Below are 13,165 nucleotides of genomic sequence, written 5' to 3'. Positions count from 1 at the left end.
CCTCGTTTAGGCCACCGCCATCTCGGAGGTGGCTGTCTCACGGTAGCGCCTCTCGTACTCAATGGGCGGGCAGTAGCCGATCGATGAGTGCAGCCGCTCGGTGTTGTACCAGTGCACCCAGGCGGCGGTCTCGCGCTCGACTTCTGCGCGCCCGGTCCACGATCGCTGGCGCTCGATCAGTTCGGTCTTGTACAACCCGATGGCTGATTCCATCAACGCATTGTCGAGTGCATCGCCGACCGACCCGATCGATCCGGCCAAGCCGGAGTCGCGTAATGCTTCGGTGAACGCCAGCGCTGTGTACTGACTTCCGGCATCGCTGTGATGAATCAAACCTGTTGCAGTGAACGAGAAGTCGGTTCTACGTCGGGTGAACAAGGCCTGTTCGAGAACGCTGGTCACCAACGGTGTCGACTTGCTCGTCATCACCCGCCACCCGAGGATTCGACGCGAGTACACATCGACGAGAAACGCGGTGTAAACGAACCCTGCCAGGGTCCAGCAGTAGGTGAAATCAGCCACCCACCACTGATCTGGCCTGGCCGGCAATGACCACTTGCGCTCCACCAGATCAGGATGCCGCGGCGCGCGATCATCGCGCTGGGTCGTGATCGTGCGATGTTTTCCGCGGGTGACTCCGGCGATCCCGCAGATCCCCATCAGTCGGCCCACCTGATCACGGCCCATCTCACGGCCCTCGCGGCGCATCGTGTGCCAGATTTTGCGGACGCCGTACACGCCACGATTGCGATGAAACGCCTGGTAGACCGCGTGAGCGTCGTACGCCTCGGCCAATCGTGTCACCGAGACCGGACCCGCTTGCGTGCGGGCGTAGTAGGTGGACGGGGCGATCTGCACGCCGTGCTCAGTGAGCACTCGGCAGATCGGGGCGACCCCGAACCGACCCTTGTGAGCGTCGATGTAATCAACGATCACCGCAGTCGGCGGTCGACCTCCGCCGCGGCGAAAAACGCCGACGCTGTCTTCAAAATCTCATTGGCCCTTCGCAATTCAGCGTTCTCCTTGCGAAGCGCCGCCAACTCGGCGTCCTGCTCGCCCACCGTCATCGTTCCCCGCGCAGTCACGATCGGCCGGTCCTTCTCGATCCAGTTCCGCAACGTCGCCTGGTTGATATCGAGCAATGCGCCCACGTGTTTCCGGGCGGCGAGCTTTCCGCCGCCATGCTCGGCGAGGTGGTCGTGATACATCCTCACAGCCCGCTCACGCGTCTCTGGATCAAACTTCCTCAGTGCACCCATACCGGCATTCTCCTGGTGAGATCACGGTCTCCACCAGACCCAGGACGGTTCAGTAGAACCTGGCGTGCGGCCCGGTCGGTTATGGCCGTACCACAGGTCGTTGACCCTTTCGATCAAACGCTCATGCACGACCAGGGCGAGTTGACGACGGGCGCCCGCTCACTGTCTCAGGCACTTCTCGCGGTCGCCCGCAGCGACAATCCCTGGTCGAAGGGGCCCCACTCTAAGTCGGGTTCGGCGTTCAGGCCATCGTCCTCGGAGCCGCGGGACAGGGTGTCGATCTTGATGATCGCTGGGCTGGGGGCGTCGACCAGGTACACCATGATGTCGCCGGCAGCATACGTTCGTGGGGTCAGCCAGACGAGATCGTCAACATCCGGGTCGTCGTCGTCGCCAGGGAAGAAGCTATTTACGGCTTGCCGCCACGGCTGAAGCAGGCATAACTGCACTCGTCGGCCGTCCGCATTGCCGGTGCCGGCGACCCGTGGGGTTCTCCTGCGGGCTACGATTCGGCCCATTCAGCGAATTCCTTCCACGAGATCGGAATACGCTTCTGCCCGTGCTTGGGTCGCCACTGCAGATTGCCCTCAGAAACGTAAAGGGTGCCGAGAGTTCTCCCGTCGATCGCGACATCGAACTCGAAGTCGATGCCAGCAACGCGCACCCTACTGGCGCTGAATCGCACGTCGTGATCAGCCACGATGATCCTCCCAACAACGGCACAGTCTGGTGTCGATCCCTCTCGCGAACGTAGCGAACGACCATGTCTCGGGCAATGATCTGCCCGGAACCGATGCCAGCTCACCGGGCCAGCGATCGCCGGTTGCTTCCAGACCTGACCAGACCCCCCGGGGCGGATTGCTCATGTAAAAGGAGTGCGGTGAGGGCTGTCAGCGGCCGAACAGTGCTCGTTCGATCACATCCGGGGTGGTGTCGAAGTCGTGGGCCCAGTCCGCAGCCAAATCAAGGTAACGGCCGTACATGTCAGCCGGGCCGTCGATCTCCCACTCTTCGGTGGTCACTCGACGCAGACTGTCTACAACCCTGCTGTCATAGATCAGTGGGCGGCCTGTCAACGCATTGGCGTCGTACCCGCCGAAGTAGAGGAACTTGGTGAAGAAGCCCGCCGCCAGTCCGGTGATTTTCAACCGGTTGCGCCCGCTGAGGGCTTTGTAGGCGCTGACCGGCCCCTCGGTCCGCACGACAGCCAGAGCCTTGGCGAGCTTCTCCGCGGCGTCGGGCTGGCTGAGGGGACGCAGCGCCCGCACCATCGTCAGGCCCGGACTCGTACCCCACACCACACACGCCACGTGCAGTTGCGCCGCTACGATCGGCGACCCGTCCTGCACCGCTCGGGCTGCGACCTCAAAGACATCGCGGCGCGAAACCACTCGATAGCGACCACTGCCCGCCGACACACTGTCGAGCTCGTCAGGCCACATCGCAGCATCCGGCAAGCGTGCGCGCACCGCAGCCGGATCGAACCGAATTGACTGGCCCAAGACCCATTCGCGATCGGGAACAGAACCGTCGGGAAACAAGGTAGTCAACGCGATCGGCATTCCTTCACGCTACCGGCAGATAACCGGAGGTACGCGAACGATGTGTGACATAAGGTCACTTCACCCTTCGCGCGCCGTCGGTGGCGGCGGACTAGGTTTGGATGGCGTTGAGATAGCCGTGATCATGTAGTCGGTCGGGACCGGGTCACTCAGCAAGTCGTGTGACCCCCTTCCGTGAAAGTGAGAGTCACCGTGCAGCCAGACAACCCCGATGCCGTGTTCGTTGACGACAGCGGAGACACCGCCGGCCGGGCATTGATGACCATCGTCTCCGCGCAGCACGAAGAACTGGTGATCCTGACCGTCCAAGGCAGCATCGACGTTCTCACCGCACCACAACTGTCCGAGGAGGTGACGAACGCGCTGCACGGACAACCACGAGGCCTGATCATCGATCTGACCACCACCGACTTCCTGGCCTCGGCCGGCATGGCCGCACTCGTCGCCGCCCACGAGGCGATCGCACCGACCGGACTGTTCGGAGTCGTGGCCGCCGCACCCGCAACGTCGCGGCCGCTGACGCTCATGGGCCTGGACCAGACAATCGTCCTCTACCCCACCCTCGCCCACGCCGTCACCGCCATGACCAGACCCACCGGAATGAGCGGCAGCCCGACTGGGTAAACACGACGGCGTGGACTCATCACAGCACCTCGATGGCGACTCCACCGGTGACTTCGAACGATCGGTCGAGGCCACCGCCGAGGCCGCCCACAGACTGCGCGAACTGTTCACCGTGTGGGTGACAGCAACCGTCGAGGCCGACACCGAACGCCGCGCCGACATCGTCTTGGCCGTCTACGAAGCGATTGCCAACGCCACCGAACACGCCTACAAAGACGCTCGAGAGCCAGGCGCGGTCACCGTGCGCAGCCGCCGCCGCCCCAGCGGCACCCTCGAAATCACTGTCACCGACACCGGCACCTGGGACCTCAGCCCCGCACAGCGCTTCCGCGGCCGCGGACTCGCACTCATCACTGCGCTCAGCGACACCCATGCGCTTACCACCGGACCCGACGGCACCACCGTCACCATGTGCTGGCAGCCGACGCCCGTCCTGACGACATGATATCTAGTATCAGATTTCGAAACTACCTGCGGCAGAATCGAATTAGACGATACTCGCCCGGCAGCACTCACGTGCGGTCTTTCCAGCGCTCGTTGGCTGATTGTCGGGTCATGCCGGTCGCCGCGCCGATGTCGGCCCACGAGCGACCCAGCCGGCGGGCCTTGGCCACCGCGGCGTCGAGCAGTGCGTCGGCGTCCCTGCGGGCCTCCACGGCCGCCCGGATCTCGTCGTCGATGTCGATCGAATCGAGATGCTCACGCCGCCACAATGCTTGGGCGGCCGCCGCGACATCGGGCCGCACGTTGACGTCGAGGTCGATGTCGGGGGCGAACACCTGGTGGCGGGCCAGGTCCTCGAGGGACGCTGAGGGCACCCGCGTCCACTGGACGGGATCGGTCCAGGTCGACACATCAGAGCTGGTTCGCCGGGCGCAATTGCAGGACAACAGCCAGCCGACGATCTCGGCCGACGGCCGCCGACGATCCTCGTCCGGGTGCCGGCCGGTCCCGACGATCTCGTAGTCAACGCCGTCGACCATGGTCGACCCGTGGCTCTCGGCCCCGTCCTCGAAGAACGGCACCAACGCCGCCTCGTGCAAGTGCGTGGCGCTCTCGTGTACCCAGCCCATGCCGATAGGGTAGACCCGCTGTGTCAGGATAACCAGACACAAGAGTCGGGTCGCGTCAGGAGTACCTGACATAACGCAACATTATCGGCGTTAACATGACGGAAGTATCAGTAGCTGCGGTTACTGCCGTTTACCTGCGATAATTCCGCGGGTGTGGCGCGACGGTGAGGTCGTCCTGCTCCGCGCTGAGGACCTGGCGGCTATTCGGGGCGGGCGATGGGTTTGTCGTCCTGATTAGGTGGTGTCGAAGTCGACCTCGACTCGGAACACGTCGGCTCGAAGCCAGGAGATCGTGAGTTCCACGGGGCGGTGGTTGCGTGCGGCGGCATCGGTGCGGGACCGGATAGAGATGACCGGTGGGCGGCCGCTCAGTTCGAGGTGCTCGGCGACGTGGGGTGGCGCGGGGTCGATGGAGACGCCGAACCATCCGCGCTCGGGTTCCAGTTTGTAGTGGGTGGCCAGGGTGTCGTGCAATGAGTCGGCTGGGCCGAGGATCTGGGGTAGGTCGGGGACGAGTTGGGGGTCGAGGTAGGTGTCTGCGTAGCCGACGAGCTCGTGGTTGATGTATCGGTTCCGGGAGAGTGCGAGCAGTTGTCTGCGTGCTCCGACTTTCATGCGGCCACGGATCTCGGTTGGGGGGGTCTCGAGTCGCCATCCGGTGGTGCGAACGTCTGGGGTGAATCCGGCTTTGCGGACGCTTGCGCTCCAGGACGGTGGGATGTGTCGACTGATGGTGTAGTCGATGCGTTGGGACACGAAGGTGCCGCTGCCCTGTCGGCGGCGCACCAGGTAGCGCCTCTCCAGCTCGGTCAGTACTGCTCGGGCGGTGAGCCGGCTGACGCCCAGGATGCGGGCTAGTTCGTCTTCTGAGGGGAGCCGAGTGCCGACGGGCTGGTTGGCAATTGTCTCGGCGAGCGCGTCGGCGGCGGAAAGGTACACCGGTACCCGAGGACTGGTTTTGGTGGGTGCGGCGTCGCTGATGGGCGTGATCATACTGCGGGAACGGAGGAGGTCGACGGTTTCCGCGGGTCGTTGACGGCTCCGTCGGGCATTTTGCCTGCGAGTGATTGCAGGATGGATCTCGCCGCGTGTTCCTCGATCGCCAAGCGTGCCGTCGCGACCGCAGATCCGAGGTGCGGGGTGAAGAGGGTATGGCTCGTCAGTTCCATCAGGTCCGGGTGCAGGCCGCTGGGGCGGTCGGGTCGGGAGAGGTCCTCGAACTCGAACACGTCTGCGGCATATCCGCCGAGGTGTCCGCTGCGCAGGAGCTCGGCCACTGCGCCTTCGTTCACCACTGAGCCTCGTCCGACGTTGACCAGCAGCGCTCCGGGTCGCATCGATGTCATCGCCTCGTGGTCGAGCAGGTGCAGTGTGTCCGCCGTCAGGGGGGCGCAGACCACCACGGAGTCGCTGTGCTGCAGAAGCTCGGCGAGTTCCACCCGTTCCATACCGATCGACGCCGCGGTTGCGGACGGCACCGGATCGGGGTCGTGGTAGAGAAGTCGGGGATTGAATCCGGAGAGCATTTGCGCCACGGCCCGGCCGAGTACGCCGGCGCCCACGATGCCAATCGTGGAGCCGACGAGTGTGCGTCCGTAGAGCACCGGCCGCCAGCCGCGGAAACCGGCTCGCACGGTGCGGTCACCGGTCGCGACGTGTCGAGCGAGGCCGATCAGCAGCCCGACTGCCAATTCCGCGGTGGGTTCGGTGAGTAAGTCCTCGACTCGGGTGAGCCAGATGCCGCGCTCGGTGCAGGCGCGAACGTCGATGTTGTCGTAGCCCTTGAGTGCGCCGGCGACCACCTGCAGTCGCGGGCAACCGTCGAGGAACTGCGCGGTGATCTGGTCGGGCATGAACGCCATCAGCCCGTCGGCGTGTGCCACTCGGCGTTTCAGTTCGGATGCCGGGAGGCTGTCGTCTTGCTGGTTCGGCACCACGTCGCACTCGCGGCCGAGCATGTCGAGGATCTGGGGATGCACCCGGTGGGTGAGAACGACCACCGGGCGCGCGGACGCGTTTGTCATTGGAACCTTCTTCGTAATGCTCCGCCGAGGGCGTCGACCACGGTGACGGTGGCGAGGATGACGAGCAGGATTGCGGAGACTTCCTGGTACTGGAGGGTGCGGAGGGCGGCGATCAGCTCGAATCCGATGCCGCCGGCGCCGACGACGCCGACGACTACCGAGGCGCGGAAGTTGAGCTCCCACCGGTAGACGGTGACGTCGGCCATTTGGGGCAGCACCTGCGGCAGGATGCCGTGCAGGATCACTTGTGCCCGGGTGGCTCCGGCGGCGCGGGCGACCTCGACGGATGCTTGATCGGCGCGTTCGATCGAGTCGGCGAAGAACTTTCCGACCATGCCGGCGGAGTGGATACCCAGCGCCAGTGCGCCGGGAAGGGCGCCGAAGCCGACGGCGGCGACGAACACGATCGCCATGATCAGCTCGGGCACCGATCGCAGGGTGTTGAGGACCAGGCGCGCGACCGCGTAGACGGTGGGGTGCGGGGAGGTGTTACGGGCCCCGAGCAGCGCGAGTGGGACCGACAGCAGGACCGCCAGTGCGGTGGCCGCGATACTCATCGACATCGAATCCCACAGTGGGCCCCACCACCGGTTGATGTGGGTGAAGTCCGGGGGCCACATGTCGCCCAGGAGGTCGGCGATGTCGGCCAGCCCGGTGATCATCCGTTCGCCGTCGAGTAGTCCCACCGCCCAGACGCACACCAGCACCAGGACGCCGACGACGCCCATGGCGGCGCTGTTGCGCCCCCAGCCAATCCACACCCGACGGGAGATGTCCCGGTACTGTTCTTCCCGCCGTTCCTCGACGGGGTCCGGCAAAGTGTCGGCGGTCACTGGTAGTCCGCCAGGTCGATGTCCAGCAGGGGCGCGAGGTCGCGCACCGCGTCGTAGTCTTTATCGGTCACAGGTCCGAAACCGGCGGCCTCGAACGCCTCGAGCACGGCGTCGTCGTCGAGTTCTAAAAACGCCGCCCGCACCTTGTCCTTGAAGTCCTCGGGCAGATTCGTCTGCATAGTCCACGGGTAGTTGTAGTAGGGCTCGGACTCCTGGACGGTCACGACCACCTCAGGGTCAATGGTCCCGTCTCGGACCATGCGCTCGTAGATGGGCAGGCTCATGCCGCCCGCGTCGGCGTTGCCGTTCTGCACTGCCAGCGCCACCGCGTCGTGGGCGCCGACGTGCTGTTCTTCGTAGTCGCCGTCGTCGACGCGCAGGTCCGCTTCCTCGGCGAGCATGGCCTTGGGTATCAGGTGGCTGGAGGTGCTGGCCGGGTCTCCCCACGCGACGGTCTTGCCAGCGACGTCGTCGAGTGTGGTGATGCCGGAGTCGGCATTGGCGAGAAACACCCCTTGGTAGGTGGGGGCAGCGCCTTCTTCCTCCTGCAGCGCGGCGAAGGGCTCGATGTCGGCCTGCTCCTGGGCGAGCACGTAGGACAATGGCCCGAAGTAGGCCAGGTCCAACCGGCCGCGGGTCATCGCCTCGATCATCGAGGAGTAGTCGGTGGTGACGATGAGTTCGACCTCGACGCCCAACTCGTCCTCTAGGTATTCCTTGAGCGGTTCGTTGTCCTGGATCACTTGAGACGCGTTCTCGTCGGGCAGCAGGGCCACGCGGAGGGTCTCAGGCACCTCGCCGGCGGCAGGCTCGGAGGTGGAGCCGGAGCCGCAGCCGGTGAGAACAAGCGCGAAAGAGATCAGCGCCGCCAGGGCGGCAACTGTGGAACGGGCTGGTCTGGTCATTGTGAAGAACTCCAGGATCTGGTGAATGTGATTCGGGTGATGCGAACAGCTTCCGGTCAGCGGACACCAGCAGCGAGGTGGCCGGTGACAGTACTGGTGACGGCGTCGCCGTCGGATTCCCCGTTGGGTTCCTCAGTGACGCCTTCGTAGATGAGTCGGATGGCGTCATCGGTGACATCGGACGCGGGGCTGTCATGCACGATCTCGCCGTGTGCGAGGCCGACGATGCGGTCGGCGTGCTCAAGGGCCAGGTCGACCTGGTGGAGGCTGGCGACGAGTGTGATGCCGTTGTCGTGACAGACACGGCGCAACAGCGCCATCACTCGGCCTGCGGTGGCCGGGTCGAGGCTGGCAACCGGTTCGTCGGCGAGGATCAGCTGCGGCTGTTGGGCGAGTGCGCGGGCGATGCCGACGCGCTGCTGCATGCCGCCGCTGAGATTGTCGACCCGGGTGAGCGCGTTGTCGAGCAGACCCACCTGGTCGAGCGCCTCGAGGGCGATGCGCTCGTCGGCGCGACCAGCGGGCAGGAGACCGTGCCAGAAACTGTGGTAGCCGACTCGGCCGAGCAGCACGTTGCGCAGCGCGGTGTACCGCGGGACCAAATGGTGGTGCTGGAAAACCATGCCAGTGCGCCGGCGATGCCGTCGTAATGCACGGCGCGAGTCCAGTGCCGGGAGACCGGCGGCACGCACAGTCCCGGTGGTGGGCTGCACGAGCAAATTTATGCACCGCAGCAGCGTCGACTTGCCGGCTCCCGAAGGACCGAGCAGCACGGTCACCTGCCCGGCCTCGATCGTCAGGTCGGTTCGGCGCAGCGCCTGCACGCCCCCCTTGTAGGTCTTGCTCACCTCGACGAGCTCGATCATGGAAACCCCTCTATAGGACTTGGTCGAACACCCCGAAACCTATAGAGGACTTACGAACGGGCGATTAGGGTTGAGAGAACGGTGAGTGAACCCCGTCCGACCATCCGATGCCGGTGAACGGCCGATGGCTTCCGCGTTCATGCGACGGCCATAGGGCCCTGTCAGAATGTGTCGTCATGACCTTTGGGAACTCGTGTTGGACGCCGACAGATTTTGTGATCGGCCACGTCACAGCGGTGCTGCCCCATCGGGTGGTGGATAACGCAAGAGTGGTGGTGCGCGAGGGTCGGATCGCCGAGGTGGGCCCACACCCGCCGGGTGCCGGCTGCACCCTGGACGCCCACGGCGCCCACTTGCTGCCGGGCCTGGTCGATGTCCACACCGACATCCTCGCGCGGGAGACCCGGCCGCGACCGGGCGTCGTCCTAGACCCTGCCTTCGCACTGATGTCGGCGGGCGGCCGTCTACGCGCGGCAGGTATCACGACCGCCTTCCATGGCCTTGCGTTCCAGGAGCGCTCCATCGTGGGAACGACGATCGGTTCCCCCGCTGCGGCAGAATTGTCCGATTCGCTGCGTCACGCTGACGACACCCAGGTCGACCACCAAGTCTTGCACCGGTTGGACGCCCGCTGCGAGTACGGCCGGACGCTGCTCGCAACGGAGCTGGCCGCATTCGACGACTCCGCGGATTCTGAAACGCGTCGGAGCATCACCACACCGAATGATCCCCCACACGCACGGGTACCGATCGTCTCTCACGAGGACCACACACCGGGGCAGGGGCAGTTCGCCGACCCCACGACCATGCAGCGGTGGCTGATCACCAACGAGGGCATGGCCGAGGCTGCTGCGGTCGACCACGTCGACCGGTGGCGTTGCACCCGCGCCGAACGTCTCGCCGTGCGCGACCGCACCCTCACGTGGCTGGGCGACCTGGCCCGGACCGGACACATCCGGCTCTTCGGCCACGACCTGGCCACCCCGGAAGACGTCGCGGCTGCCGCCGACCGCGGCTGCACCGTGGCGGAGTTCCCAACGACCCTGGACGCCGCCCGTGCCGCCCGCGACCGAGGCATGCTCGTCGTTGCTGGCGCCCCGAACGTCGTCCGTGGCGGCTCCCACACCGGGAACGTCTCGGCAGCCGAGCTCGTCGTCGCCGGTGTGGCCGACTCCCTGGCCAGCGACTACCTTCCCTCCTCGATGCTCCCAGCCGCAGTGCGACTTGTGCGCGACGGTGTCCTCTCACTCCCGCACGCCGTGCGGCTGATCACCTCAGGCCCGGCCGCCTGTGTCGGTCTCAACGACCGTGGCGTGCTGACCGAAGGCTTCCGAGCCGACCTGGTCCTGACCGACCTCAGCAAGACGTGGCCCGTCGCCCACGTCATTTCGACTCAGTCGCATACCGCTGCCCGCGAGTAGCTCGGATTCAGCGGCAGTAGGCCACGAGGACTGTCACCGCTTCGGCTGTCTCACACCAGTCCGACGGAGGTGAGCACCGATGACCTGATGCAACTCCCCGCCTGACCGCAAGCGAAGGATCAGAAACGAGTTACACCACCACACGGGGCTTGACCGGACTCTCGACTGACCACGGCGTCGAGGGGAGCGAACCTTCCTCGGACGTCACACCGAAAATGACCGCACACGCAGTCCGCGCTGTCAGCGGCAATCGGTCGCCCACTGACCAGCAAGCATGACGGAATATGACATTATCGGCGGAAGTGGACTACTGGACCATGAAGGGTCCAGCTAGCGGGTCTTGAAGGTCATATGTTCCTGCCCTAACGGAAGCGCCAGCGGTTTCTAGTCGATACTTGAGATCGAGCCGACTGTCCCACTTTCCGTCGAGCTTGATCCAGTTGAACCCGGCGATATCTGAAATTTCCCTGGACGGCCCGCTCTTGACAAATATCGTGCGCTCGGGGGCCATGGCGAATGACATTCCAGCTTCCAGAAGTACGTTCGGTCGAGCTTGACCTTGAGGGGTTCGATCCGGATCTCCGGTCTCGGAGAATTCGTCCTTAACTCGGGCGAGGTCGTCTGGGGAGAAAATTACGATCGTGGCTGAGGCATGCAGCATTCCGGCACGGACAATATCGTAAGTGTGCGGTTGGGGTTCCCCGGTCAGTTTTACTGCCTCTGACCACGAGATGTCATGAAGCCCCAGAAACAATAGATATGTTCTAAGGGCAACAAGCGGACGTGCGTCTCGGCCGTGAACTATAAATATCTTGGCGGGATCTCTATTCTCAATTGGCGTGTCAGGGGACTGTATGGCTGTAACCGGCTTAGAGACTGCGGAGCGCTCATTTTCAAGGGCGCCGTTGGATGCACGAAGGTCGTCAACGTCCCGACCATCTGGCAGGGTGTACCCGCTCTCGGTGAGCGATATGCCTCGAGGGTCCAGTACGCGCTTGCGCAAGTTGGCGTATGAAGGATTGCTGTCGGATGTGTCAGCGTAGCTGTTTTCTACGTATAGGAAGTTTAGAAGCTCAATAAGGAGTAGATCAGTGTTCGGACCGTTAAAGATGTGCTGCACTATCTTGTTGCTTCGTTCTCCTTTATTTCCCTCGGTTGTAATGCCAAGTGGCCCCTCGAACGTGTCAATTCCAGAATGGGTTGTGCCCTCGCTTAGGCTGGAAGCGAAGTAGCGGGAATCGGCGCGTTTAAATGTCGCGGAAGGCATCGAGCGATGTTACCGCAGTGGGAGGGGTGAGGCAGGCAGGTGATCCGGCCGTGAACGGGCAACGTCCTGGTGGGGTACACCCGTGCGGGACGATGCGCCGCCGGCAGTCGCTGCTGTGTCACAGGGTCTAGTTTGATACTTATGAAACGTTCTCCCGGGGGGTCTAGGATCTATTGATACAGATTCCGGGCGAAAGGGTCCCCTCATGGCTGATCGGATCGGGACGTTGCTGAATCGTTCGGGTGGCGAGGAGGTGCTCATCGTCAGCCGCGGGAAGGTGCGGACTCGGTTCCGTCGTCGGGATGAGTTGGGTTGGAACTTTCGGGTGGAGTCGACGGACTCGGAGAACGTCATCGAGGTAACGCCAAAGCCGAAGCCAGATCCGAAGCCGGCTCGCCGATCTTCGCATGCGCGTGGGCAGCGGGTGGCGTACGTGCGGGTGTCAGCCGCGGATCAGAACGAGGCGCGTCAGCTCGAGGCGGTGGGGGAGTGCGACCGGGTCTATATCGAGAAACAGTCGGCACGCTCGCGCGCTGATCGCGTAAAGCTCGAAGAGTGCATCAGGTATCTGCGGGACGGTGATGAGCTGGTTGTCGCGTCGATGGACCGACTCGCTCGTTCCCTGGTTGATCTCAAGCAGATCGTCGGCGAGGTCACCGCGAAGGGTGCGAGTGTGCGGTTCGTCCACGAGCGGGCCACCTACGCTGCCGGTGCCCAGGATCCTCGAGCCGACCTGATGCTCTCGCTGCTCGGGGCGTTCGCAGAGTTCGAGCGGGCCATCATTCGCGAACGCCAGGCCGAGGGTATCGCCATCGCCAAGGCGAAGGGCAAGTACAAGGGACGCAAACGCGTCCTGACTGAGGAGCAGATCGACAAGGCCCTTGCCCGTATCGAGGCGGGGGAGGGGCCGTCAGCTATCGCCCGGGATCTCGGGGTGGGTCGATCCACGCTCTACCGCGCACTCCAGCGAGTAAGGAAGTAGGCGCCGCCGACACGTCGCGTTAGCCCGCCCACTGCGCGACGAAGCTGGTGCGACACCCTTACATGACACCGAAGTCGTAGCCCTTGCGTCGAGATGCCGCGTTCGGAGATCCCCGCTACGGCATGGACGACGAGGGTTCGAGCACGCGTCAGTGAGTTCCGGTTGGAATGAGCTCCACCGTCTCGTTCGGCGCGACCTAGTGCGCGCCCGGGTGACCACCACTCGCCAGTGAGACCGCCGCGAAACGTCCGTAGACCACCGCCACCGCCACTTACCCGCGAAAGTCACAATCACAACCCTGCATAGCCACAGGATTTCACGCCAGCCACCACACCGGGCTCCTGCCACG

At 64.3% G+C, this 13,165-nt stretch carries 15 protein-coding genes and 1 other annotated feature; of the genes, 4 read left to right on the top strand and 11 right to left on the bottom strand.

From position 1 onward, the window contains the following. Positions 1 to 6 precede the first annotated feature (6 nt). The 4 genes from QAD21_RS13350 to QAD21_RS13335 all read right to left on the bottom strand — a co-directional run bounded on the left by QAD21_RS13350 (position 7) and on the right by QAD21_RS13335 (position 2,821). Positions 7 to 1,259 (bottom strand): IS3 family transposase gene (locus QAD21_RS13350; RefSeq protein ID WP_137811086.1). Its coding sequence is split into 2 segments (ribosomal slippage): positions 7 to 965 and positions 965 to 1,259, totalling 1,254 coding nucleotides; the frame shifts between segments, so codons are not numbered across the junction. Next, positions 844 to 975 (bottom strand) — a sequence feature (AL1L pseudoknot). It overlaps the preceding gene by 132 nt. 167 nt (positions 1,260 to 1,426) lie before the next feature. Further along, positions 1,427 to 1,777, bottom strand: a complete 351-nt coding sequence (locus tag QAD21_RS13345) for a hypothetical protein (protein ID WP_223258969.1) — start codon at positions 1,775 to 1,777, stop codon at positions 1,427 to 1,429. Then, entirely contained in the window at positions 1,762 to 1,959 is a 198-nt protein-coding gene (locus tag QAD21_RS13340) for a hypothetical protein (RefSeq protein WP_055476435.1), read from the bottom strand. The genes QAD21_RS13345 and QAD21_RS13340 overlap by 16 nt, the downstream gene beginning before the upstream one ends. A gap of 190 nt (positions 1,960 to 2,149) precedes the next feature. After that, entirely contained in the window at positions 2,150 to 2,821 is a 672-nt protein-coding gene (locus QAD21_RS13335; protein ID WP_068971513.1) for a hypothetical protein, read from the bottom strand. Between the two features lie 192 nt (positions 2,822 to 3,013). On the opposite strand from QAD21_RS13335, the gene QAD21_RS13330 reads away from it, so the two are divergent. Then, a complete protein-coding gene (locus QAD21_RS13330; protein ID WP_055476437.1) occupies positions 3,014 to 3,445 on the top strand; it encodes an STAS domain-containing protein in 432 nt (143 codons plus the stop codon). 10 nt (positions 3,446 to 3,455) lie between these two features. After that, complete coding sequence (locus QAD21_RS13325; RefSeq protein WP_055476438.1) at positions 3,456 to 3,890, top strand: ATP-binding protein; 435 nt, start codon at positions 3,456 to 3,458, stop codon at positions 3,888 to 3,890. 67 nt (positions 3,891 to 3,957) lie between these two features. Here QAD21_RS13325 and QAD21_RS13320 read toward each other — a convergent pair whose 3' ends face one another. The 6 genes from QAD21_RS13320 to phnC form a co-directional block, all read right to left on the bottom strand. Beyond that, the gene (locus QAD21_RS13320; RefSeq protein WP_171011585.1) at positions 3,958 to 4,518 is read right to left on the bottom strand and encodes a hypothetical protein; all 561 of its coding nucleotides are present in this window, start codon (positions 4,516 to 4,518) and stop codon (positions 3,958 to 3,960) included. A gap of 234 nt (positions 4,519 to 4,752) precedes the next feature. Further along, a complete protein-coding gene (locus QAD21_RS13315; protein WP_137809377.1) occupies positions 4,753 to 5,511 on the bottom strand; it encodes a GntR family transcriptional regulator in 759 nt (252 codons plus the stop codon). Then, positions 5,508 to 6,542, bottom strand: a complete 1,035-nt coding sequence (locus QAD21_RS13310) for a phosphonate dehydrogenase (RefSeq protein ID WP_055476440.1) — start codon at positions 6,540 to 6,542, stop codon at positions 5,508 to 5,510. Before QAD21_RS13310 ends, QAD21_RS13315 begins: the two co-directional genes overlap by 4 nt. Beyond that, positions 6,539 to 7,315 carry a phosphonate ABC transporter, permease protein PhnE gene (phnE, locus tag QAD21_RS13305; protein ID WP_277244579.1) on the bottom strand — a complete coding sequence of 259 codons (777 nt, stop codon included), beginning with the start codon at positions 7,313 to 7,315 and terminating at the stop codon, positions 6,539 to 6,541. Before phnE ends, QAD21_RS13310 begins: the two co-directional genes overlap by 4 nt. Positions 7,316 to 7,371: 56 nt before the next feature. Continuing rightward, positions 7,372 to 8,280 (bottom strand): phosphate/phosphite/phosphonate ABC transporter substrate-binding protein, encoded by a 909-nt coding sequence (phnD, locus tag QAD21_RS13300; protein ID WP_055476442.1) that lies wholly within the window; start codon positions 8,278 to 8,280, stop codon positions 7,372 to 7,374. A gap of 56 nt (positions 8,281 to 8,336) precedes the next feature. After that, positions 8,337 to 9,146, bottom strand: coding sequence for a phosphonate ABC transporter ATP-binding protein (gene phnC, locus QAD21_RS13295; protein ID WP_055476443.1), 810 nt, complete (start codon positions 9,144 to 9,146; stop codon positions 8,337 to 8,339). Positions 9,147 to 9,322: 176 nt separating this feature from the next. Here phnC and QAD21_RS13290 point away from each other — a divergent pair, with 176 nt between their 5' ends. After that, positions 9,323 to 10,567, top strand: coding sequence for an alpha-D-ribose 1-methylphosphonate 5-triphosphate diphosphatase (locus QAD21_RS13290; protein WP_055476444.1), 1,245 nt, complete (start codon positions 9,323 to 9,325; stop codon positions 10,565 to 10,567). A gap of 307 nt (positions 10,568 to 10,874) precedes the next feature. Here the strand turns inward: QAD21_RS13290 and QAD21_RS13285 are convergent, their stop codons facing one another. Further along, entirely contained in the window at positions 10,875 to 11,834 is a 960-nt protein-coding gene (locus QAD21_RS13285; protein ID WP_083229418.1) for a TIR domain-containing protein, read from the bottom strand. 205 nt (positions 11,835 to 12,039) lie between these two features. Between QAD21_RS13285 and QAD21_RS13280 the strand changes: the two genes are divergently transcribed. Then, the gene (locus QAD21_RS13280) at positions 12,040 to 12,816 is read left to right on the top strand and encodes a recombinase family protein (protein ID WP_020171242.1); all 777 of its coding nucleotides are present in this window, start codon (positions 12,040 to 12,042) and stop codon (positions 12,814 to 12,816) included. Positions 12,817 to 13,165 lie beyond the last annotated feature (349 nt).

This window comes from Gordonia sp. SMJS1 (genome assembly GCF_029866425.1).
GTDB lineage: Bacteria > Actinomycetota > Actinomycetes > Mycobacteriales > Mycobacteriaceae > Gordonia > Gordonia hongkongensis.
This window is presented reverse-complemented; position numbering and strand designations above follow the sequence as displayed.

Excerpts from the sequence above, each read along its gene's own strand:
- QAD21_RS13345 (WP_223258969.1), bottom strand. The coding sequence starts at position 1,777 with ATGGGCCGAATCGTAGCCCGCAGGAGAACCCCACGGGTCGCCGGCACC.
- QAD21_RS13335 (WP_068971513.1), bottom strand. The coding sequence starts at position 2,821 with ATGCCGATCGCGTTGACTACCTTGTTTCCCGACGGTTCTGTTCCCGAT.
- QAD21_RS13320 (WP_171011585.1), bottom strand. The coding sequence starts at position 4,518 with ATGGGCTGGGTACACGAGAGCGCCACGCACTTGCACGAGGCGGCGTTG.
- QAD21_RS13315 (WP_137809377.1), bottom strand. The coding sequence starts at position 5,511 with ATGATCACGCCCATCAGCGACGCCGCACCCACCAAAACCAGTCCTCGG.
- QAD21_RS13310 (WP_055476440.1), bottom strand. The coding sequence starts at position 6,542 with ATGACAAACGCGTCCGCGCGCCCGGTGGTCGTTCTCACCCACCGGGTG.
- phnD (WP_055476442.1), bottom strand. The coding sequence starts at position 8,280 with ATGACCAGACCAGCCCGTTCCACAGTTGCCGCCCTGGCGGCGCTGATC.
- phnC (WP_055476443.1), bottom strand. The coding sequence starts at position 9,146 with ATGATCGAGCTCGTCGAGGTGAGCAAGACCTACAAGGGGGGCGTGCAG.
- QAD21_RS13290 (WP_055476444.1), top strand. The coding sequence starts at position 9,323 with ATGACCTTTGGGAACTCGTGTTGGACGCCGACAGATTTTGTGATCGGC.
- QAD21_RS13285 (WP_083229418.1), bottom strand. The coding sequence starts at position 11,834 with ATGCCTTCCGCGACATTTAAACGCGCCGATTCCCGCTACTTCGCTTCC.
- QAD21_RS13280 (WP_020171242.1), top strand. The coding sequence starts at position 12,040 with ATGGCTGATCGGATCGGGACGTTGCTGAATCGTTCGGGTGGCGAGGAG.